Genomic DNA, 19,871 nt, shown 5'->3' with positions numbered 1-19,871 from the left:
GAGGGTGGTGTCGTCGGCGAGGGCGATCAGGCGATCGGCACCTGCGTCCCGGTACCCCTCCACCCCGGCCAGTCCCCGAGCTGCCTGCGCGCGGATGAAGCCGTCGAGGGTGGTGTCGTCGGCGAGGGCGATCAGGCGATCGGCACCTGCCTCCCGGTACCCCTCCACCTCAGCCAGTCCCTCAGCTGCCCACCTGCGGTCGAAGCCGTCGAGGGTGGTGTCGTTGGCGAGGGCGATCAGGCGATCGGCACCTGCGTCCCGGTACCCCTCCACCCCGGCCAGTCCCTCAGCTGCCCGCCTGCGGTCGGAGCTGTCGAGGGTGGTGTCGTTGGCGAGGGCGATCAGGCGATCGGCACCTGCCTCCCGGTACCCCTCCACCCCAGCCAGTGCCTCAGCTGCCTGCACTCGGTTGGAGCCGCGTACGGCTTTGGATTGGGCAAAGCGAATGAGTTGTTTCGCGGTAGGCACGGTAGGGAGGTTGGTCCTCAAGGCCACCTGCCTTACCAGGAAGAGGCAGGCGGGGCTCCCGCCCTGCCGAGTCAGGGCTTCGATTCTGTTGGTGGTTTCAGTCGCTACGCTGTCGGGGCCTGCGAGGAGGGCGTCGAGGAGGAAGCCCAGGTATGACGGTTCGGTCTCTGGGACCTGAGGCGCTCGTCCAAGGGGGAACAGCTCGTCGAGGAGTTCGGCGCGCGCTTGTTCGTTGCGGGTGGCGTGTTGGGCTGCGTGGTATTCGACGAAGGTCTGGTGAGGGAAGTCGAGGCCGTCCGCCTGGTGGGTCAGCAGGCCGGTGTGGCGCAGAAGGTCTTCCACGTACGCTCGCCAGCGCTCCGGACGGACCTTGGCGGGGCGGTGGACGGCCTCGTGTGAGGCCAGTACCTCGGTTACCGGGGTCTGATGTCCCGCGACTCGTTGGTGAGCCAGGTAGCTGATCAGTTCGGGTAACCGTTCGAGGACCTGTTGTGCGGCGACCTCGGTCTCTTTGCGTGCGCGGGGGCTTTGCAGGCTTTCCACGAGGCGTTGGATCGCTTCTTCGTGGCTGTTCGCGACGCGTTTGCTCTGGTTGTTCTCGTAGAGCAGGTTGGTGAATGCCTCGTACACCGCGCTGCGGCCGTCGGGCAGTGGGCGTTCGGGCTGGTCGAGGTAGAGCTGGCAGAGCATGAACGCCATCAGGGGGGTGCGGGTCAGCTCGGTCAGGGACGTGTCGCGGAGCGTGCCGGTGAACTGCTGGGCACGGCGGGTGGCCTCCTCCTGGGGCCATCGGGTGCTGAAGTACTTTTCGACGTAGGCGCGCAGGTCGTCGGTGGTGAAGGGCTGCAGTTCGTAGTGCGGGGTAGCACGGTCGAGGACGTCGAGTTCGTTCTGGGTCAGGGGGCGGGTGGCCACGACGCACCGGTACAGCGGTGGATCTTGCGTGACGGCGTTGGCCAGCTTCTGCAGAACGGCGCGGCGTTCGTCGGCGTCGGGGAGCTCGTCGAGGCCGTCGACGAGTACCTGCCAGTGCGCCCCGGCACACGGCCGTTCAAGGAAGCGGGCTTTGGGCAATTCGGGGTGCCGCCCGTATCGGGAGAGCTGTCGGGTGGCGGCGGCGAGCGCCTCGGGTACCTGCGTCTCCTCCCCAGCCAGGGCGCGCGCGCTGACCCAGACCGGAACGGCCGCAGAGGGTTTTCCGATGGTCGGCGTGCTGTGGAGCCATTCACTGGCCACGTCGCGTAACCGCGTGCGCAGCAGGGTGGACTTGCCGACTCCCGGGCCCGCGATCAGCACGCACAGTCGATCGGGCTTGCGGAAGACGGCTTCTGCGGGCTCGACGGGAGCGGAACCGCTCTCCCCGCCAGATCCGGCGGGAGAGCCGTCGCGCGGCGTGGTGCGCCCGCCCTGATCCGCAGGGCGGCTGCGCTGGCGAACGTAGACCGCAGCCAGCGAAGGCGGGCCCGCCTGGCCGGGAACGCCTGGATACGGGTGCTGCTCGGCGACCTTCTGCGCTGCTTCAAGGTAGCCGCGCACCTCCTCGTCCAGGCCTGTCAGCTGCTGCGCATCCTTGTACAGCTTGCTCCAGGAGCGGCGGCATCTGATCTCGGATGGCTTGTCGCGAAGCTGGCCCGTCCATTTCAGCATCACAGCGACCACCGACCACAGGTCCTCGAAGTCCTGAGGAACGCTGGGCTCTTTCGCCCCTCTCTGCTTGGGAAACCAGTCGTTGACCGTCGTGACAGACAAGTCGACGCCGCCTTCCCTGCGTGGCCACGGCACGTCCTGAGGGCGGCCGGCGGCTGCCCGCAGACGCCTGTTGGCCTCTTCGACCGCGGCCTTCTGCGTCTTCCCCTCCTTACGCAGTTCGCCTTGGAGCAGCCCAAGCTGCTCCGCCAGCACGTGCCGACCCACGGGCTCCTGCGTCACGCTCGCTTCTCCTTCTCCCGATCGGGTGCTGGTCCGATCCGGCGCGATCCGGCTGCCCAGGATCGCACAGCCCCGTGACCCGCGTACTTGCGGACGGAAATCCGGCGATCCGGCGTCCAAGGCCGAGCGGCTGGGGCCTGGCGAAAGTACTCGTAGCCGCCTCGTCCGGGGTGGGCAAGGCCGATTGACGGAGGGACGCACACATGGACATCTGGGGGGCAGCGGTGCTACTGGCCGGGCTTGTGATCTTCGCGATCACCACCGTGATCATCACCGGCATGGCGCTGAAGGACACCGCTCCGCAGGATCGCGCCGGCATCCTGCACGCCATCGCGGAACTCGTGCGAGAGCTTCGCGGACGCCGATGACGGCTTCGGTCATGGCTGTCTTCGTCTCAGGCCCATGGGCCCGCACTCGCTGTTGGGCTGGCAGTGAGTCCTTTTCCAATCTCAGCTTGAGCAGGTGAGGTGGAGGGTGAGGACGGCCTGGACGAAGCTGGTGATGCGGGTGGTGCTGCACCGGAGCTTGCGCAGGAGTGTCAAGTCTTCCCTCAAGTTCTCACACCACCGATAAGCCCCCGGCCTGCGAGTTCTTCGCGGGGCGGGGGCTTGTCCGATGGGCCTGGGTCGTCTCCGGGCCGTCGGCCTGACCGAGTGACGACTGTGTGGGTCCACGGCTCAGCCGAGGGCTTTGCCGACCTCGTGGATCGTCGGCCTGTCCTCGGGCGCCGAGCTGAGCATGGCGTCGATCAGTTCGCCCAGCTCTCCACGCACCCTCACGGGTCGGCGTCTGCCACTCGCAACGGCTCGTCTCTGCTCAGGACGGGGTGCGTCGTCCGGGTACTCGACGGCCCGCCACCCCGTGGCGGAGATGAGCAGAGACGCGCCGAGCGCATACACGTCCGCTTCCTGCGTCGCCTCAGCCTCTCCGGTCGCGAGCACACTGCGCGCGACCTCCGGCGCTTCGTAGTGGACGAGACAGCCGCGGAACGGGAAGTCGTACGACGTGGGGATGTGCCCACCCCGTGCCAGGGCCAGGTCGATGAGGTGCGCACGCTCTGGCCCGATGATGAAGTGGGCGGGCTGCACGCCGCAGCGGACCGGGCGGCCTGTTCGACACCTACGCCAGCAGCTTCGACGCTGTGTGGGACACCGCGACATCAGTAAGGGAAGCGTGACCGTGGCACGGACCGAGTACTACGACGATCCTGCGGCACCTGAGCCGAACAGCTTGGTGGTTGCCGCGTCCGCGGTGGTCACCGACGACGAGAGCCGCATCCTCCTCCAGCGCCGACGGGACAACGACCTCTGGGCCCTCCCCGGCGGCGGCCTGGAGATGTCCGACTCGCTCCCCGGCACAGCCATCCGGGAGGTGAAGGAGGAAACCGGCTTGGACGTGGAGATCACCGGACTCGTGGGCACGTACACCGACCCCCGCCACATCATTGCCTACTCGGACGGTGAGGTGCGCCGACAGTTCAACGTCTGCTTCACCGCCCGTGTGGTCGGTGGCCGGCTCGCCCTCTCGGACGAGTCCACGGAACTGCGGTTCGTCGGCCCTGAGGAGATCGAGCAGCTGCCGATGCACCACACCCAGCAACTCAGGATCCGGCACTTCCTGGAGCACCGAGCGCGCCCGTACCTCGGCTGACCTTGCGGATCACGGGGACAGGGCAGTTCGTCTCCCGGCTCTACTTGCGCGAGGGCGCCCCCGTAGCCGGTACCGCCTCCTCGGTTTTCGCGAAGTCCGCGTCGGCCTCGCAGCCCTTGGGCATCTTGGCGAGGGTGGTCGCGCACTTCGCGGGGTCGGCCGATGGTTCGGACGCGGCCGGGCTGTCGTGGCTCTTTTTCTCGGCCGAGGTCGGGTTGGTGGACGACGGGGCGCTGTCGGAGGAGGACGAGCAGGCCGTCGCGCCCAGCACGGTGGACAGGATCAGAGCGGCCGAGGCCGCGGCAGCGCGCGTACGCATGTGAGTCCCCCTGTACGGACGCCCGGGCGCCCGGTCTAGCAGTCGGTCCGGCTGTGCCACCGGCATGTCCCCGGCAGCGTGCGAAGCGCGGACGAACTGCGCGGTACCCCGATGTATACCGGAAGAATCCGGCATTCGGCAGGTCTGGATCTACTGGCCGTTCCGCTGCGGCTTCCCGCGCGAGAGGGTTTCGGCTCTGAGGGCAAGGCCGATGTCTTCCCTCGGCCGTGCGGGGCCGCTCTTCTTCGGAAGGGTTCTCAATCGGTGATGTACCACTCGTCCTTGAGGTACTCCAGCGTGTAACTCCCCAAGTCGCTCTCCGAGAACGTGGCCGAGGACTTCACCGCCGCGGTCGGCATCTCGACCTTCGCCGGGGTGCGGACGACGACGCGCCCCGGGTCCACCGTCGCCGTGCGCAGGGCGGACTTCTGGGCCGGGGAGACCATCTTGAAGGCGGCGGTGTACGACGAGGAGCAGGAGCCGAGGCCCTCGTTCTGGGCCTTCTTCACCGCGGGGCCCGCCACGTCGCAGACCGTGTCGATGTCCTCGCTGCCGAGGGCGTGGAGGTACTGCTCGTACCGTTTGATCGCGCCCGCCTTGGTCTTGGGCGCGGGCCGGTCACCGGTCGGGGTGGCCGAGGGCTTCTCGGGCCGGTCCGCAGGGGGAGGGGACGACGGCGCCGAGGGGTCCGCCGATGCCGATGCCGATGCCGACGCGGAGGCCGAGGACTTCGTGTCCGCGTCGCCCTTGTCGTCGCCGGGGCCGCAGGCGCACAGCACCAGTGCCGCGCAGGCCGTCGCCGCCAGACTCACCGTCGTGCGCGCTCTCATCGGGTCTCCTCCGGTCGTCCCACCGTCGGCCGACCGCACACCGAGTCGGTCGCCACCACACTCTGTGTTCACGCGGAAACCGGGGGAACGGTTCCCCTCCGGGTGAGGCCGGGGCGTACGGGGAACCATGAACACACGTGTCCCGTAGGCGGATTGGGCATGCGGGGCGCTCACGTACGCGAGGGAAGGGGAAGGGTGATGGTGAGCGGTGAGGAGGCAGCCACCGGGCCGGTTCTGGTGTGTTCGCTGAAGGTTTCGGCGGTGCGGACGATCCCGGACGACGGCAAGTACCACCTCGTACGGTTCCCCTTCGGGACCGCGGAGTCGAGCGACGAGCACGGGATGCACCAGGTGGCGCAGCCGGACGGGCACACGGTGAAGGACTGGACCCGGGAGGACCGGGCCGGGCTCATCTGGCCGGCGCGGTCCGGCTGGGGCGAGCTGTACGCCATGGTGCAGTGGGAGAGCGGGAACTACTCGGAGCTGCGCGATCAGTTCGTGCGCGATCCGCTGGGGTTCACCGACGCGGGCGAGGACACCACGGCGACCGACCACCGCGTACCGTCGCCCGGCCGCAACTACTTCACCAAGACCCACGGCATCTTCGTGAAGGCCGGGACTCCGCTCGGGCTGCGGGTGGCGCAGCGTTCGGGCCGGTCGCAGAAGCTGCTGCTCGCCGAGTTCAAGCTGGTCATCCGGGACGCCTGAGGCGGGGGACCCCCGCGGGCTCGCTCAGCGCCGAGACCCGCGCGGGCCCGCTCTCCGCCGACAGCCGTGCGAGCCCGCTCACTTCTCCCGGATCGTGATGGCCCGGACCGGGCAGGCGTCGGCGGCCTCGTGCAGCAGGGGGTCGTCCTCGGTCTCCTCGCGGCCGGGCAGGACCTCGCTGGTGCCCTCGTCGTCCTGGGTGAAGAACTCCGGTGCGATGAAGGCGCATTGGCCCGCGCCCACGCAGCGGTCGGCGTCGACTTCCACCTGGAACCGGGGCGGCCGGGGCGCCGCGCTCACCAGGTCACCGGGAGTTGGACGATGCCCTGGATGGTGTCGCCGGGCTTGTGGGGGATCTCCTCGGCGGGGGCGGCGAGGCGCAGTCCGGGGAGCCGGGTGAGCAGGCGGTCGAGGGCGATCTCCAGCTCCGCGCGGGCGAGGTTCTGGCCGAGGCACTGGTGGATTCCGTAGCCGAAGCCGATGTGGTGGCGGGCCGGGCGCTGCCAGTCGAGTACGTCGGGGTGGGAGTAGACGCTCTCGTCGCGGTTGACGAGGGAGAGGGAGAAGACGACGCCTTCGTCCTTGCGGATGGTCTCCCCGGCGACCTCGATGTCCTCGGTGGCGACCCGCAGCATCCCCTCGACGATGGAGAGGTGGCGCATCAACTCCTCGACGGCGGTGGGCAGCAGGGCGCGGTCCGCGCGCAACTCGGCCAGCCGCTCGGGGTGTTGGAGCAGAGTGAAGACACTCAGCGAGATCATGTTGGCGGTGGTCTCATGGCCGCCGATGAGCAGGATGAAGGCCAGTTCGGCGAGCTCCTGAGGGTCGAACTCGCCTTCCACGTCCGCCTGTTCGCGGATGATCTCGTCGAGCAGTCCCTCGCCGGGGCGGACCTGCTTCTCCTCGATGATCCGCCGCAGATACCCCTCCAGCCGGTCCCGCGCGTCCTCCACATCGGACAACTCGGGGCCGCGCAGCAGCCGTCGGGCCTGCTCCTCGAAGAAGTCGTGGTCCGCGAAGGGCACGCCGAGCAGCCGGCAGATCACCTTGGAGGGCATCGGCAGCGCGAACTCGCCCACGAGTTCCGCCTCGTTGCCCCGGCTGAGTAAGGAGTCGAGCAGCCCGTCGGCGGTCTCCTCGATCCCCGGGCGCAGGGACTGGACGCGCTTGAGGGTGAAGCTCGGGATCAACAGACGGCGCTGGCGCCGGTGTTCGGGATCGTCGACCTGGAGCAGCGGGGTGCGCCGGTTCAGCAGGCCGACGTAGCGCGCCGAGGGCACCGGCCACGCCGGGTTCTGGCTGTCGCTGGAGAGCCGGGGGTCGCCGAGCAGCTCCCGGGCCGTGGCGTGACCGGTGACCGCCCAGACCGGGCGGCCGTCGAAGAAGGTCACGCGTTTCAGCGGCGGACCCCCGCGCAGCGGGTCGTAGGCGGCGGGCGGGTGGTACGGACACGTGCGGTCCTGGGGGAAGGCGACGGGCTCGGTCATGGGCGGCCTCACGACGAAGACGAAGAGGGAGTGAAAGGGAGTGAAAGGGATTGGAGACGAAGAGGGAGCACGGACGGGGACGAAGACGAGGACGGGCCGGAAGGTGCGGGCGAGTCGGCGGTACGGCGGACTGCGGGCGGGGCTCTCTGCTCTCCTACCCAGGCTGGACCGGCCCGGCTGTGCCTCGCTTAAGCGCGGGTGCCGGTGCGGGCGGTCTCGCCTTGGTGTCGCCGCGCCGCCGGGTGCACGCTGGAAGGAGTGGCTCTGGAGGTGAGCGGCATGACCATGAAGACCGCTGTGGGCTGGCATGTGGAGCTCGAATTCGAGGAGGACAACCACCGGACGCGGGCGGCGGCCCTGGTGCGGCTCCCGGACGGCAAGGAGTGCCGGGCGCACGGGTACGCGAGCAGGCATCCCTCCGACGAGAACCAGTCGAGGGTGGGCGAGGAGATCGCGGGTGCCAGAGCGCTCAACGAACTGGCGATGAAGCTGCTGACCAAGGCACACGACGAGATCGACGAGGCCTCCGGGCGGACCTCGCATCCGCTCAGGTAGGCGGGCGGGTACGCGGCCGGCAGGTACCGGCGAGCAGCAAGCGAGCAAGCGAGCAGGCGAGCAGGTGCTAGGTGGGCAGTCAGTTGCGTAGGTAAGGGGCGGGTAAGCCCGGGCGAGGGCCGGGGCGCGCTTGGTGGCGCGCAAGCCCCTGCGCACCTCCGCACCCCGAAGCGCGAATCCCTTTGTCCGGATGCGCCGTTGATGCGCCCGCCCTGGTGGGCGTGGAATGGGGACAGGAGTTCGCCTTCGAGGAGGGGACGTTTCATGGCCGAGCCGCGCCTGCCCGAGAACCACGGGAACACCGACGAGTCCGCCGCCGCGCCGGTGGTCCGCCCGATACCGGTCCTGCTCGGCGCCTGCGGCTGCGGCTCCGGCTGCGGTTGCGGCTGCCAGTCGGGCGGGCCCTGCCAGTGCGGGGGCTGCTCCGGCTGACCTGCTCCGGCTGACCCGCCCGCGAGCGGCGAACCGCGGGCACGTACGGCGACGGCGCCCCGGGAGCGGGCCCGTCGCCGGATGCGGCGGCGGGCCGTACTCCAGGAGCGCCGTCAGGGGTGGCAGGCGCGGTGGAGCCCTCCGCGGCTGCCCGCGCTCAGGCGCCCTCGACCTGGCCCGCGGGCTGGATCTCGTCCGCGTGCTCGCCGGTGACCAGGTAGACGACGCGCTTGGCGACCGAGACCGCGTGGTCGGCGAAGCGCTCGTAGTAGCGGCCGAGCAGGGTGACGTCGACGGCGGTCTCGATGCCGTGCTTCCAGCGGTCGTCCATCAGGTGCTGGAAGAGCGCGCGGTGCAGGGTGTCCATCTCGTCGTCGTCCTGCTCCAGTTGCAGGGCGAGGTCGACGTCCTTGGTGATGATCACCTCGGCGGCCTTCGCCATCAGCCGCTGGGCGAGCTGGCCCATCTCCAGGATGGTGGCGTGCAGGTCCTGCGGGACCGCGCGCTCCGGGAAGCGCAGCCGGGCCAGCTTCGCCACGTGCTGGGCCAGGTCGCCGGAGCGCTCCAGGTCGGCGCTCATCCGCAGCGAGGTGACCACTATCCGCAGATCGGTGGCGACCGGCTGCTGGCGGGCGAGCAGGGTGATGGCGCGCGCCTCCAGGTCGTGCTGGAGGTTGTCGACCTTCTGGTCGGCGGCGATGACGCTCTCCGCCAGCTTCAGGTCGGCGTCGAGGATCGCCGTCGTGGCGCGCCCGATCGCCGAGCCGACGAGCCGGGTCATCTCGACCAGGTCATCACCGATCGAGTCAAGTTCCTCGTGGTACGCGTCGCGCATGCTGTCCCTCTCTCGGTTTTCGACCGGGCTCCGGAATCTGAGGGCATCGGGAGCCCACGCTCCGACGATCCGGTCCGTACGCATCCGTTTCCGGCACCCCAGGTGAACGCGGACTGCTCACCCGGTGAACTCTGGGCGACGGCGCGCGTGCGCGGGGATGCGGGCGCCCCTCCCACACCGTACGCGGCGGCGGGCACGGAGCCCCGGAAACCGCTGCGTATCCGGCGATCACGGCCATCCGCCCCGAATGGCCGAAATGAACCAGCGCGGTCCCCTCGGTGAACTCTGGGCGACGAGTGGCGGAGCTGACCCTCGGACCACTGTGGCCCGGGGGTATGCCCCGCATAACCTGAGGACATGGACGTGAACGCGGCGGTCGCCGCAGCGGCAGCGATCGCCGGGGTGTGCACCGGTGTGATCGCCATGCTGGCGTTCCGCTGGAGCGAGCGCGACCAGAAACGCCCCACCAGGACCTCCCTGCACACCGACCCCGTACTGCCCCCCGGCGTGGACACGGTGCTCTCCGTGCTGCGCTCCTCCGCGGTCGTCCTCGACGAGGCCGACAGCGTGGTCAAGGCCAGCTCGGCGGCGTACGCCCTCGGCCTGGTGCGCGGCGGGAAGCTCGCCGTCGAGCCGATGCTGCAGATGGCCAGGGACACCCGGCGGGACGGCGAGATACGGCAGGTGGAGCTCGACCTGCCGCGCCGGGGCACCGGCCGCGGCGAGGCGCTCGCGGTCTCCGCCCGGGTCGCCCCGCTCGGCTCCCGCCTGGTGCTGCTCCTGGTCGAGGACCTCACCGAGGCCCGGCGCATCGAAGCGGTACGGCGCGACTTCGTCGCCAATGTCAGCCACGAGCTCAAGACCCCGGTCGGCGCGCTCTCGCTGCTCTCCGAGGCCGTGATGGACGCCTCCGACGACCCCGAGGCCGTGGAGCGCTTCGCGGGCCGGATGCAGATCGAGGCGACCCGGCTCACCAGCCTGGTGCAGGAGCTGATCGACCTCTCCCGGGTCCAGAACGACGACCCCCTGGAGGACGCCGAGCCGGTCCGGGTGGACGAACTCGTCAGCGAGGCCATGGACCGCTGCCGCCACCAGGCGGGCACCAAGCACATCACCATGGCCGCCTCGGTCGGCGGGCCCGAAGCCTTCGGCGAGGACCGCGGGACCGGCTCCGACCTGCACGTCTGGGGCAACCGCGGGCAGCTCGCCGCCGCCCTCGGCAACCTGGTCGAGAACGCCGTCAACTACAGCCCGGCCCGCACCCGGGTCGGCATCGCCGCCCGTACGGTCGCGGTGAGCGGCGGCGCACACATCGAGATCGCCGTCACCGACCAGGGCATCGGCATCTCCGAGCGGGACAAGGAGCGCATCTTCGAGCGCTTCTACCGCGTCGACCCGGCCCGCTCCCGCGCCACCGGCGGCACCGGGCTCGGACTCGCCATCGTCAAGCACGTGGCCGCCTCGCACGGCGGGGAGGTCACCGTGTGGAGCTCCGAAGGACAGGGCTCCACCTTCACCCTGCGGCTGCCGGTGGCGGGAGCCGCCCGCGACCGCAGCCGGGAGACCGGGTCCGGGGCCACCGCCTCCGGCTCCGGGGGCTCCGGCACCCCAGGCCCCACCGAGAGCGCCGAGAACAGCCTCTCTTCCCCGTACGAACCGCTTCCTGCCCCGGAGGTCCTTCCGTGACCCGAGTGCTCGTCGTCGAGGATGAGGAATCCTTCAGCGACGCCCTGTCCTACATGCTCCGCAAGGAGGGCTTCGAGGTCGCCATCGCGACCACCGGGCCCGACGGCCTCGACGAGTTCGAGCGCAACGGCGCCGACCTCGTCCTGCTCGACCTGATGCTGCCCGGGCTGCCCGGCACCGAGGTCTGCCGTCAGCTGCGCGGCCGCTCCAACGTCCCGGTGATCATGGTGACCGCCAAGGACAGCGAGATCGACAAGGTGGTCGGCCTCGAAATAGGAGCCGACGACTACGTCACCAAGCCCTTCTCCTCCCGCGAACTGGTCGCCCGGATCCGCGCGGTGCTGCGCCGCCGCGGCGAGCCGGAGGAGGTCACCCCGGCCGCCCTGGAGGCCGGTCCGGTCCGGATGGACGTCGACCGGCACGTGGTCACGGTCGCCGGGTCCAAGGTCGACCTGCCGCTCAAGGAGTTCGACCTCCTGGAGATGCTGCTGCGCAACGCGGGCCGCGTACTGACCCGTATGCAGCTCATCGACCGGGTCTGGGGCGCCGACTACGTCGGGGACACCAAGACCCTCGACGTCCATGTGAAGCGCCTGCGCGCGAAGATCGAACCGGACCCGGGCGCCCCGCGCTACCTGGTCACGGTGCGCGGCCTCGGGTACAAGTTCGAGCCGTAGAGAGCCGGTACGGGCGCCCAGCCGGTACGGGGGCCGCGGTGCAGCGGCGGGGCGGCGGCAGCGTGGCCTTCGGGACCAGCACGGCACAGCGCAAAGAACACGTAAGAGGATTACGCAGAGAGTACGGAGGGCGGGACCCCGCGGGGCCCCGCCCTCCGTGCCGCTTCAGTGCCGCCGGATGCTCAGTGGCCCGTGTCGCCGGCCGGGTCGTGCTCGCCGGGGGCGATCCCGCTGCCGCCCTGGCCCTCGGCGCCCTGGCTCTCGTCCGGGGACGGGGAGCCGGTCGCGGAGGCGCTCGCCTGCGGGTCGGCGGAGGGGGAGGCGCTGCCGGAGGGCTTGCCGGACTCGGCCGGGGGCTTCGTCGGCTGGCTGGGGACCTTGTCCGGGCCCCACTTGGTGAACTCGCCCTCGGCGGGGACCACGAAGCTGTCCAGCTTGACGTCGCCGGTCCGGCTGAAGGTGAAGGTCACCGGGGAGGCGTCGCCGAGCTGGATGCTCTCGGGCAGCGTCCGCAGCGAGACCGAGGCGTTGTCCCTGCCGCCGAGGATCAGCGCGCCGTGCGCGGGGACGACCAGCTTGCCGGCCGTCTTCTCGCCCTTGGCGGGCTTCAGCTCGGCGCGCTCGCCACCGGCGGAGACGGACTCGAGGACCTGGTCGCGGTCGCCGTTGTTGAAGAGCTTGGCCGCGATCACGGCCGGGCCCTTGCTCTCCCGCTCGGGCTGCGCGATGACCAGGGCGTTCTGCACCTTGATGTCGCCGACCTGGGCGCGCGCGTTGTCCGGCTTGATTTCCAGCGTCTGGGCGTTGTTGCCGGCGGCGCAGGCGCCGAGCGCGCCCACGCAGAAGGCGAGCGCGGTGGCGGCGAGTGCGCCGCGCCGAAGGCTGGGCTGGAGGCTCACGACGGCGGCAACTCCTCTTGCGGTGCGGACGGGCGAGTCCGGACGGTTGTGGTCAGGGTTCCGGCGGGCCTCGCGGCCGCCCCGGGGTACAGCAGCGCGCTCAGGTTACCGACCCGTCCCGCGCGTGCCGCACCCGACCCGCCTCTGCGGCCCGTCCCCGGCCGTCCCGCACCCCGCCCGCGGCGCGCGGCCTGGTGCGCGGCCGGCATCGGCGGCAGGGGCGGCGCCAGGGGCGCGGATTCGCCGTCCGCCGGGGTATTCGCCCGGCGCATTGGCCGCCGCGGGCGGGCGGCGTGAGTGTCCTGCGCCTTTCCGGTAAGGAATGCGTGGCCGTGGCGGAAATCGATCAGCGAGGTGCGCGGGTGGCCCGCTGATCGAATTCAGGTATTGGCCGAACGAGGGAATCCGGTGGCCATCGGCGAGATGTTGTCATGATCTTCTTCTCGCACCGCGTCCGGTGTTCCCGACTCGCTTCTCCGTTGCCCGCGCGATGTTCTTCGAACGTGTCTCCGGTCACCGAACGGAGTACGGCCAGTTGGTCGGAACGAATGCGACATAAAGGGACGTTCTGCCGGTTGATCAGAAGTTTTGCGAGGTGTAACGGGCGCGTTTCGGCTCACGGGTGCAGCCGCTCCCACCTGCGGATACCCCGCCGGGGGAGGCCTCCGCAGCACGTCACGGTTGCTGTTGTCAAGCCCCGAGATGCGCTCTGACCTGCGAAAACGCCATTCAGAACACGCCGATGACGTGTTACTCTTGATAGCCACGGAAGGGGTACCTGTCACATGACGTTCAAGGTTGGCGACACCGTGGTCTATCCCCATCACGGGGCCGCGCTGATCGAGGCTATCGAAACTCGCCAGATCAAAGGCGTGGACAAGACCTACTTGGTGCTGAAGGTCGCCCAGGGCGATCTGACGGTACGTGTGCCAGCGGACAATGCGGAGTTCGTCGGCGTACGTGATGTGGTCGGTCAGGACGGACTGGACCGGGTCTTCGAGGTGCTGCGCGCACCGTATGCCGAAGAGCCCACGAACTGGTCCCGTCGCTACAAGGCAAATCTCGAGAAACTCGCCTCGGGCGATGTCATCAAGGTCGCGGAAGTCGTACGTGACCTGTGGCGCCGCGAGCGCGAGCGCGGTCTGTCCGCCGGTGAGAAGCGCATGCTCGCCAAGGCCCGGCAGATCCTGGTGAGCGAGCTGGCGCTCGCGGAGAACACCAACGAGGACAAGGCGGAGGCGCTGCTCGACGAGGTCCTCGCCTCCTGACGCCCGCGGGGGTGCACGTCCGCCGGACGCACATCCCGGACAGCGCAGCACAGCAGCAGAGCACCACAGCAGAACACGCACCGCCAGGTGCCGGAAGTGCCGCAGGATTGCCGCGGTGCCCGATGACGCGAGAGCTGTCGCCGGGCGCTGCGGCATTTTTGTACGCTGATCACCGCTGTTGACGATCAGTGCCGACGACCAGTCCGTACGACGACGGGGAGATCGGCGGAGCACCCGACCGGTTCTCGTGCGGCTGGGGAAACCCCCGCCCCACGGGTGCCGGGGCCGGTCCGCCGACTCGACCGGAAGTCACGGAAGGGTCCGGTCCAGGCGTCGTACCCGGCACTCCCGGCCTGCCGGTCGGGGGCACGCCCAGGCCATACCCATGTCGCCCGAGCACACAAACCTGAACGGAAGCGATGTCTGCCGAGAACGAGCTCCGCCCGCCCGCCGCGGCCGGAGCACCGGGCGCGAAGACGCCCCGCACCGCCGCCGTCCTCCCCGCCGCGGGCCGCGGCGTACGCCTCGGGCCCGGCGCCCCCAAGGCGCTGCGGGCGCTGAACGGCACCCCGATGCTCATCCACGCGGCCCGGGCGCTCGCCGCCTCCCGCGCGGTCGGCCTCGTCGTCGTGGTGGCCCCGCCCGAGGGCGCCGCCGAGGTGAAGTCCCTGCTCGACGCGCACGCCCTGGACGGCGGCGACCGCACCGACTTCCTCGTCGTACCCGGCGGCGAGACCCGCCAGGAGTCCGTGAAGCTCGGCCTCGACGCGCTGCCCGAGGACATCGGCATCGTCCTGGTCCACGACGCGGCCCGCCCGCTGGTCCCCGTCGACACCGTGGACGCCGTCGTCGAGGCGGTCCGCGCGGGCGCGCCCGCCGTCGTCCCGGCGCTGCCGCTCACCGACACCGTCAAGGAGGTCGAGCCCCGCATCGGCGGCGAGCCCGAACCCGTACTCGGCACCCCCGCCCGCTCCCGGCTGCGCGCCGTGCAGACCCCGCAGGGCTTCGACCGCGACACCCTGCTGCGGGCCCACGAGAGCCTGGCGCCGGAGGGCGAGGGCGCCACCGACGACGCCGGGATGGTCGAGCGGCTCGGCCTGCCCGTGGTGGTCGTCCCCGGACACGAGGAGGCCTTCAAGGTGACCCGCCCCCTGGACCTCGTCCTCGCCGAGGCGGTCCTCGCCCGCAGGAAGGCGAACCGTGGCTACTGAGCTGCCGCTGCCCCAGGTCGGCATCGGCACCGACATCCACGCCTTCGAGGAGGGCCGCGAGCTGTGGTGCGCCGGCCTGCTCTGGGAGGACGAGGGCCCCGGGCTCGCCGGGCACTCCGACGCCGACGTGGTCGCGCACGCCGCCTGCAACGCGCTCTTCTCCGCGGCCGGCCTCGGCGACCTCGGGGCGCACTTCGGCACCGGGCGCCCCGAGTGGTCCGGCGCCCCCGGCCGCACCCTGCTCGCCGAGGCCGCGCGCCTGGTGCGGGAGGCCGGGTTCACGGTGGGCAATGTCGCGGTCCAGGTGATCGGCCCCCGCCCGAAGATCGGCAAGCGGCGCGAAGAAGCACAGCGGGTGCTCTCCGAGGCGGCGGGCGCCCCCGTCTCCGTCTCCGGCGCCACCACCGACGGCCTCGGCTTCCCCGGCCGCGGCGACGGCCTGGCCGCGGTGGCGACCGCCCTGGTGGTGCGCACCTCCGGCAGCTGAACGGCGCGGCGCGGGGCGCCCAGATCCGCCCCGCGCCCCGTACGCACCCCAACGCGCCCGCCCGGGCCTGAAATACCCGCCGGGGCCGGTGCGTTGCCGCAGTATCGGAGCCCACAGAGCCCGCACCGGGCAGTCGCGCATACGGAACGGGACGCCGGGAACCCCCACAACGCACCCACCATCGCGGCAGCCGCCCGGAGCAACCGGTGACCGCAGCAGGTCACCGGCCACCGGAACGCCACCAGCCACAGGAACCAGGAAGGCCGAGATGTCCGCCGAACTGTCGAACGACCTCCGAGAACTCCTCGACACCCCCGTCTTCATCACCGTGGCCACCATCCAGCCCGACGGCAGCCCGCAGGTCTCCCCGGTCTGGGTCAAGCGCGACGGGAACGACGTGCTGTTCTCCACCACGGCCGACCGCCGCAAGGAGAAGAACCTCCAGCGCGACCCCCGCGTCACGATCGTGGTCCAGCCCGCCGACGACCCGTACCGCTACGCCGAGATCCGCGGCCAGGCCACCATCACCACCGAGGGCGGCCAGGAGCTGATCGACGAGCTGTCCCGTAAGTACACCGGCAAGTCCTACGCCGACTTCAACCCGCGCTCGGGCGAGGACGCCGAGCGCGTCGTCGTCCGGGTCACCCCGCGCAAGGTCGTCGGCCGCATCTGAGCGCTCCGTACCCCAGGAGACCGCCCAGGGTCCTGACCCGGCGGAGAGCGGCGCCCGTATCGCCTGGGGATGTCACAATTCCAGAAGCACTTTCAGAGCAGTGGGCCCAAGGAGCACAAGGCACCCCCTCGGGCCCACTACCCTGGTGGGGTGACTATTCGGCTGTACGACACCAGCGCCCGGCAGGTCCGTGACTTCACCCCGCTCGTGCCGGGTTGCGTCTCGATCTACCTGTGTGGCGCCACCGTGCAGGCCGCACCGCACATCGGGCACATCCGCTCCGGACTGAACTTCGACATCCTGCGCCGCTGGTTCGACTACCGCGGCTACCAGGTGACCTTCGTCCGGAACGTCACCGACATCGACGACAAGATCATCACCAAGTCCGCCGAGCAGCACCGCCCCTGGTGGGCCATCGGCTACGAGAACGAGCGCGCCTTCAACGACGGCTACACCGCCCTCGGCTGCCTGCCGCCGACCTACGAACCGCGCGCCACCGGGCACATCCCCGAGATGATCGAGATGATGCGCGGGCTCATCGAGCGCGGGCACGCCTACGAGTCCGAGGGCAACGTCTACTTCGACGTGAAGTCCTTCCCCGGCTACCTGGAGCTGTCCAACCAGGAGCTGGACAACCTCCAGCAGCCGGAGAGCGCGGGCGAGACCGGCAAACGCGACCCGCGCGACTTCGCCATGTGGAAGAGGGCCAAGCCCGGCGAGCCCTCCTGGGAGACCCCGTGGGGCCGCGGCCGGCCCGGCTGGCACCTGGAGTGCTCGGCCATGGCGCACAAGTACCTCGGCGAGACCTTCGACATCCACGGCGGCGGCATCGACCTGATCTTCCCGCACCACGAGAACGAGATCGCCCAGGCCAAGGGCTACGGCGACGAGTTCGCGCGGTACTGGCTGCACAACGCCTGGGTCACCCTCAAGGGCGAGAAGATGTCGAAGTCGCTCGGCAACTCGGTGCTCGTCGCCGAGATGGTCAAGCGCTGGCGGCCCATCGTGCTGCGCTACTACCTCGGCACCCCGCACTACCGCTCGATGATCGAGTACAGCGAGGAGGCCCTGCGCGAGGCCGAGTCCGCCTTCGCGCGGATCGAGGGCTTCGTCCAGCGCGTCACCGAGAAGGCGGGCAAGGCCGTGGAGCCCGCCGAGGAAGTACCGCCCGCCTTCGCCGAGGCCATGGACGAGGACCTCGGGGTGCCGCAGGCGCTCGCCGTCGTCCACACCACGGTCCGGCAGGGCAACAGCGCGCTGGCCGCCGACGACAAGGAGTCCGCGGTCGCCCGCCTCGCCGAGGTGCGGGCCATGCTCGGGGTCCTCGGCCTCGACCCGATGGACCCGCGCTGGTCGGGCGAGAGCGACCGCGGCGAGGACCTGCACGGGGTCGTCGACACCCTGGTCAGCCTGGTGCTCCAGCAGCGCGAGGCGGCCCGGTCCCGCAAGGACTGGGCCACCGCGGACGCCATCCGCGACCAGCTCGGCCAGTCCGGGCTCATCATCGAGGACGGGCCCGACGGACCCCGCTGGACGCTGGGCGCCCGCTGAACCAGCACAGGCAAGGTGCCGCCCGGCCTCCCGGGCGGCACACTGCTTCCAGCACCTCCCCGTATCTCCCCTCCGCACCACCCGCCGACGCAGCACAGGAGCAGTAGGTCATGGCCGCGAACAACCGACGCATGTCCGGCAAGAAGGGCGCGCAGGTCGGCAGTGGTGGCAAGCGACGCCGCGGCCTCGAAGGCAAGGGCCCGACGCCGCCCGCCGAGATGCGCAAGGGACACAAGAAGAACCGTCTCGCCGGCGCCAAGGCGAAGCAGGCCGCCCGCCGCCCCGTGAAGGGCCGCGGCGGCAAGTCCGCCTCGGAACTCGTCGTCGGCCGCAACCCCGTCGTCGAGGCCCTGCGCGAGGGCGTCCCCGCCACCACGCTGTACGTGCAGCAGTTCATCGACAACGACGAGCGCGTACGCGAGGCCCTCCAGCTGGCCGGGGAGCGCGGCGGCATCCACCTGATGGAAGCCCCCCGCCCCGAGCTGGACCGGATGACGAACAACCTGAACCACCAGGGCCTCGTCCTCCAGATCCCGCCCTACGAGTACGCCCACCCCGAGGACCTCGCCGCCGCCGCGTACGACGAGGGCGAGGACCCCCTGATCGTCGCCCTCGACGGCGTCACCGACCCGCGCAACCTCGGCGCCGTGGTCCGCTCCGTCTCCGCCTTCGGCGGCCACGGCGTGGTCGTACCGGAACGCCGCGCCGCCGGGATGACCGCGGGCGCCTGGAAGACCTCCGCCGGTACCGCCGCCCGCACCCCGGTGGCCCGCGCCACCAATCTGACCCGCGCCCTGGAGGCGTACCAGAAGGCGGGCCTGACCGTGGTCGGCCTCGCCGCCGACGGGGAGGCCGAACTCGGGGACCTGGCGGCGCTCGACGGCCCGCTGGTACTGGTGGTCGGCAGCGAGGGCAAGGGCCTGTCCCGGCTGGTCGGCGAGACCTGCGACATCCGGGTCCGCATCCCCATGCCCGGCGGTGCCGAATCCCTCAACGCCGGTGTGGCCGCGGGCATCGTCCTGTACGAGGCGGCTCGCCGGCGGGGGTGAGGGCGGCTTGGCCGGGGGTGGCGGAGCCTGTTCGGGGTCTGCTGGTGGCTGGTCGGGCGGGCGGTGGCTGGTCGCGCGGGCGGTGCCTCGTTGGGCGGGCGGTGGTCGGTCCGGTTGGGGCGGTGGCGCGGGCTTCTGCGGGTGGGGGTGGGGGCTCCTGCCGGTGGGAGTGCGCGGTGCGCGGTATGTGATGTGCGTGCGGGTGGGCGGTCGGGTGGGGGCTTGCTGGCGGACGGTTCGAACTCCCGTAGGTGCAAGGCTTGTTCGAGCAGCCGGTGATGGTGCCGACAGGTCCGATTCGGCCGATTTGACGGGGCCCGGACATTTTGCGGCGGTCAAGGCAGTGTCCTAAGCAGTCGTCACTCGGTTAGATGAGTGTGGACACCAGAACAGCCCGCTCCTCCACGGGGGGCCGCTCCTCGGGGTTCGACGACGCACCTGCCTTCAGCATGGCCAAAGTGCCCTGCGATCCCGCGCAGGTCGTCGTCAACCACGCCAGCTTCCGGGTACAGCTCACCAGCGTGCCGAAGACGAGATCCCCCCGTCTCGCGCACCAGTTGAGCGCCTACAAGGCCGTCACCCCGCAGGCGGCCGCGGGCACTCCGGGACGCCGCCGCCCCCTCGTCTGGACGGGCCGCTCCGGACCGGGCGCCCAGCAACTGCTCCAGGCCGTACGCAACAACGCGACCACCACGCGGACGCCCGAGACCCCGCCCACCCCCGGGCTGCCCGGCGCGACCAGGGTCCTGCCCCGGCACGGCCAGACGGAACGCGCCGACCGGACCCCGGTGGCGGGCGGCCGGACCCCGGTGGCGGGGGACCGGACCCCTGCCGTGGGCTCGCCCCGACTGCCCCTCGACCGGGGGCACTTCGGCGAGCTCGATCGGGAGAACTTTGGCGATCTCGGCCGGGAGAGCTTCGGCCAGGGAGTGCGAGGCGGTGACCGGGAGGGAGTTGCCGGGCGGGACGGGCTTACCGGGCGGGACGGCTTCGGTGAGCGGGAGGGGTTTGTTCTGCCGCATATGCGGGATGGGATGCGCGGAGTGCGGCCTCATCGCCCAGCTGCGGCTGACCGGCGGCGGGCGGCTGACCCACTTCACCTGCGTGGACGGGCGAGGGGCGGTGCTGATGCCGTGCGGCCGCTGCCGTCAGCTCCT

At 70.9% G+C, this 19,871-nt stretch carries 20 protein-coding genes and 3 pseudogenes; 14 read left to right on the top strand and 9 right to left on the bottom strand.

Going from position 1 to position 19,871, the window contains the following annotated elements; all coding sequences use genetic code 11:
• The coding region (locus HFV08_RS26270) for an NACHT domain-containing protein (RefSeq protein WP_210430804.1) at positions 1–2,397 on the bottom strand (2,397 nt) is incomplete at its 3' end.
• 203 nt (positions 2,398–2,600) lie between these two features.
• Between HFV08_RS26270 and HFV08_RS26265 the strand changes: the two genes are divergently transcribed.
• A complete protein-coding gene (locus HFV08_RS26265; RefSeq protein ID WP_168542947.1) occupies positions 2,601–2,765 on the top strand; it encodes a hypothetical protein in 165 nt (54 codons plus the stop codon).
• Positions 2,766–2,846: 81 nt separating this feature from the next.
• Here HFV08_RS26265 and HFV08_RS26260 read toward each other — a convergent pair.
• Both HFV08_RS26260 and HFV08_RS26255 read right to left on the bottom strand, forming a co-directional pair.
• Positions 2,847–2,933 (bottom strand): annotated as a pseudogene (locus HFV08_RS26260) (IS5/IS1182 family transposase); the annotation flags it as partial.
• 141 nt (positions 2,934–3,074) lie between these two features.
• Positions 3,075–3,485 (bottom strand): annotated as a pseudogene (locus HFV08_RS26255) (protein kinase family protein); the annotation flags it as partial.
• A gap of 91 nt (positions 3,486–3,576) precedes the next feature.
• Here HFV08_RS26255 and HFV08_RS26250 point away from each other — a divergent pair.
• Positions 3,577–4,047 carry an NUDIX domain-containing protein gene (locus HFV08_RS26250; RefSeq protein ID WP_168542946.1) on the top strand — a complete coding sequence of 157 codons (471 nt, stop codon included), beginning with the start codon at positions 3,577–3,579 and terminating at the stop codon, positions 4,045–4,047.
• 40 nt (positions 4,048–4,087) lie between these two features.
• On the opposite strand, the gene HFV08_RS26245 is transcribed toward HFV08_RS26250, so the two are convergent.
• A complete protein-coding gene (locus HFV08_RS26245) occupies positions 4,088–4,366 on the bottom strand; it encodes a hypothetical protein (protein WP_168542945.1) in 279 nt (92 codons plus the stop codon).
• A 257-nt stretch (positions 4,367–4,623) separates the two neighbouring features.
• The gene (locus HFV08_RS26240) at positions 4,624–5,196 is read right to left on the bottom strand and encodes a hypothetical protein (protein WP_168542944.1); all 573 of its coding nucleotides are present in this window, start codon (positions 5,194–5,196) and stop codon (positions 4,624–4,626) included.
• Between the two features lie 198 nt (positions 5,197–5,394).
• Between HFV08_RS26240 and HFV08_RS26235 the strand changes: the two genes are divergently transcribed.
• Positions 5,395–5,904 carry a hypothetical protein gene (locus tag HFV08_RS26235; RefSeq protein ID WP_168542943.1) on the top strand — a complete coding sequence of 170 codons (510 nt, stop codon included), beginning with the start codon at positions 5,395–5,397 and terminating at the stop codon, positions 5,902–5,904.
• A 78-nt stretch (positions 5,905–5,982) separates the two neighbouring features.
• Here HFV08_RS26235 and HFV08_RS26230 read toward each other — a convergent pair whose 3' ends face one another.
• Together HFV08_RS26230 and HFV08_RS26225 are read right to left on the bottom strand one after the other, a co-directional pair.
• Positions 5,983–6,204 carry a ferredoxin gene (locus HFV08_RS26230; RefSeq protein ID WP_312885829.1) on the bottom strand — a complete coding sequence of 74 codons (222 nt, stop codon included), beginning with the start codon at positions 6,202–6,204 and terminating at the stop codon, positions 5,983–5,985.
• The gene (locus HFV08_RS26225; protein ID WP_168542942.1) at positions 6,201–7,391 is read right to left on the bottom strand and encodes a cytochrome P450; all 1,191 of its coding nucleotides are present in this window, start codon (positions 7,389–7,391) and stop codon (positions 6,201–6,203) included. Before HFV08_RS26225 ends, HFV08_RS26230 begins: the two co-directional genes overlap by 4 nt.
• 279 nt (positions 7,392–7,670) lie before the next feature.
• Here HFV08_RS26225 and HFV08_RS26220 point away from each other — a divergent pair, with 279 nt between their 5' ends.
• Complete coding sequence (locus HFV08_RS26220) at positions 7,671–7,946, top strand: DUF1876 domain-containing protein (RefSeq protein ID WP_040257604.1); 276 nt, start codon at positions 7,671–7,673, stop codon at positions 7,944–7,946.
• A 264-nt stretch (positions 7,947–8,210) separates the two neighbouring features.
• Complete coding sequence (locus tag HFV08_RS26215) at positions 8,211–8,378, top strand: hypothetical protein (RefSeq protein ID WP_168542941.1); 168 nt, start codon at positions 8,211–8,213, stop codon at positions 8,376–8,378.
• A 157-nt stretch (positions 8,379–8,535) separates the two neighbouring features.
• Here HFV08_RS26215 and phoU read toward each other — a convergent pair whose 3' ends face one another.
• Positions 8,536–9,213: a phosphate signaling complex protein PhoU gene (gene phoU / locus HFV08_RS26210; protein ID WP_168542940.1), complete on the bottom strand. Its 678-nt coding sequence runs from the start codon at positions 9,211–9,213 to the stop codon at positions 8,536–8,538.
• Positions 9,214–9,570: 357 nt separating this feature from the next.
• Here phoU and phoR point away from each other — a divergent pair, with 357 nt between their 5' ends.
• A complete protein-coding gene (gene phoR / locus HFV08_RS26205) occupies positions 9,571–10,899 on the top strand; it encodes a two-component system sensor histidine kinase PhoR (RefSeq protein ID WP_168542939.1) in 1,329 nt (442 codons plus the stop codon).
• A gap of 5 nt (positions 10,900–10,904) precedes the next feature.
• A complete protein-coding gene (phoP, locus tag HFV08_RS26200; protein WP_469472046.1) occupies positions 10,905–11,576 on the top strand; it encodes a two-component system response regulator PhoP in 672 nt (223 codons plus the stop codon).
• 182 nt (positions 11,577–11,758) lie between these two features.
• Here the strand turns inward: phoP and HFV08_RS26195 are convergent, their stop codons facing one another.
• Positions 11,759–12,475, bottom strand: a complete 717-nt coding sequence (locus HFV08_RS26195) for a copper chaperone PCu(A)C domain-containing protein (protein WP_168542938.1) — start codon at positions 12,473–12,475, stop codon at positions 11,759–11,761.
• A gap of 785 nt (positions 12,476–13,260) precedes the next feature.
• Between HFV08_RS26195 and HFV08_RS26190 the strand changes: the two genes are divergently transcribed.
• The 7 genes and pseudogenes from HFV08_RS26190 to HFV08_RS31895 all read left to right on the top strand — a co-directional run.
• Positions 13,261–13,743 (top strand): CarD family transcriptional regulator, encoded by a 483-nt coding sequence (locus HFV08_RS26190; RefSeq protein WP_003953493.1) that lies wholly within the window; start codon positions 13,261–13,263, stop codon positions 13,741–13,743.
• 419 nt (positions 13,744–14,162) lie between these two features.
• Positions 14,163–14,954, top strand: coding sequence for a 2-C-methyl-D-erythritol 4-phosphate cytidylyltransferase (gene ispD, locus HFV08_RS26185; RefSeq protein ID WP_168542937.1), 792 nt, complete (start codon positions 14,163–14,165; stop codon positions 14,952–14,954).
• Positions 14,944–15,441 (top strand): 2-C-methyl-D-erythritol 2,4-cyclodiphosphate synthase, encoded by a 498-nt coding sequence (ispF, locus tag HFV08_RS26180; RefSeq protein ID WP_168542936.1) that lies wholly within the window; start codon positions 14,944–14,946, stop codon positions 15,439–15,441. The genes ispD and ispF overlap by 11 nt, the downstream gene beginning before the upstream one ends.
• Positions 15,442–15,709: 268 nt before the next feature.
• Positions 15,710–16,114, top strand: a complete 405-nt coding sequence (locus tag HFV08_RS26175; RefSeq protein ID WP_040252062.1) for a PPOX class F420-dependent oxidoreductase — start codon at positions 15,710–15,712, stop codon at positions 16,112–16,114.
• A 150-nt stretch (positions 16,115–16,264) separates the two neighbouring features.
• Complete coding sequence (gene cysS / locus HFV08_RS26170) at positions 16,265–17,665, top strand: cysteine--tRNA ligase (RefSeq protein WP_168542935.1); 1,401 nt, start codon at positions 16,265–16,267, stop codon at positions 17,663–17,665.
• A gap of 110 nt (positions 17,666–17,775) precedes the next feature.
• Entirely contained in the window at positions 17,776–18,714 is a 939-nt protein-coding gene (gene rlmB, locus HFV08_RS26165) for a 23S rRNA (guanosine(2251)-2'-O)-methyltransferase RlmB (RefSeq protein WP_168542934.1), read from the top strand.
• Positions 18,715–19,740: 1,026 nt separating this feature from the next.
• Positions 19,741–19,871 (top strand): annotated as a pseudogene (locus tag HFV08_RS31895) (cytidine deaminase); the annotation flags it as partial.

Source organism: Streptomyces physcomitrii (genome assembly GCF_012273655.1).
In the GTDB taxonomy this organism is placed as follows: Bacteria; Actinomycetota; Actinomycetes; order Streptomycetales; family Streptomycetaceae; genus Streptomyces; species Streptomyces physcomitrii.
This window is presented reverse-complemented; position numbering and strand designations above follow the sequence as displayed.

What these genes read in the sequence shown, in the direction of transcription:
- HFV08_RS26220 (WP_040257604.1), top strand. Translation starts at nt 7,671, where the DNA reads ATGACCATGAAGACCGCTGTGGGCTGGCATGTGGAGCTCGAATTCGAG.
- phoR (WP_168542939.1), top strand. Translation starts at nt 9,571, where the DNA reads ATGGACGTGAACGCGGCGGTCGCCGCAGCGGCAGCGATCGCCGGGGTG.
- HFV08_RS26265 (WP_168542947.1), top strand. Translation starts at nt 2,601, where the DNA reads ATGGACATCTGGGGGGCAGCGGTGCTACTGGCCGGGCTTGTGATCTTC.
- HFV08_RS26190 (WP_003953493.1), top strand. Translation starts at nt 13,261, where the DNA reads ATGACGTTCAAGGTTGGCGACACCGTGGTCTATCCCCATCACGGGGCC.
- rlmB (WP_168542934.1), top strand. Translation starts at nt 17,776, where the DNA reads ATGGCCGCGAACAACCGACGCATGTCCGGCAAGAAGGGCGCGCAGGTC.
- HFV08_RS26225 (WP_168542942.1), bottom strand. Translation starts at nt 7,391, where the DNA reads ATGACCGAGCCCGTCGCCTTCCCCCAGGACCGCACGTGTCCGTACCAC.
- HFV08_RS26175 (WP_040252062.1), top strand. Translation starts at nt 15,710, where the DNA reads ATGTCCGCCGAACTGTCGAACGACCTCCGAGAACTCCTCGACACCCCC.
- HFV08_RS26240 (WP_168542944.1), bottom strand. Translation starts at nt 5,196, where the DNA reads ATGAGAGCGCGCACGACGGTGAGTCTGGCGGCGACGGCCTGCGCGGCA.
- HFV08_RS26215 (WP_168542941.1), top strand. Translation starts at nt 8,211, where the DNA reads ATGGCCGAGCCGCGCCTGCCCGAGAACCACGGGAACACCGACGAGTCC.
- phoU (WP_168542940.1), bottom strand. Translation starts at nt 9,213, where the DNA reads ATGCGCGACGCGTACCACGAGGAACTTGACTCGATCGGTGATGACCTG.
- HFV08_RS26245 (WP_168542945.1), bottom strand. Translation starts at nt 4,366, where the DNA reads ATGCGTACGCGCGCTGCCGCGGCCTCGGCCGCTCTGATCCTGTCCACC.
- HFV08_RS26235 (WP_168542943.1), top strand. Translation starts at nt 5,395, where the DNA reads ATGGTGAGCGGTGAGGAGGCAGCCACCGGGCCGGTTCTGGTGTGTTCG.
- ispD (WP_168542937.1), top strand. Translation starts at nt 14,163, where the DNA reads ATGTCTGCCGAGAACGAGCTCCGCCCGCCCGCCGCGGCCGGAGCACCG.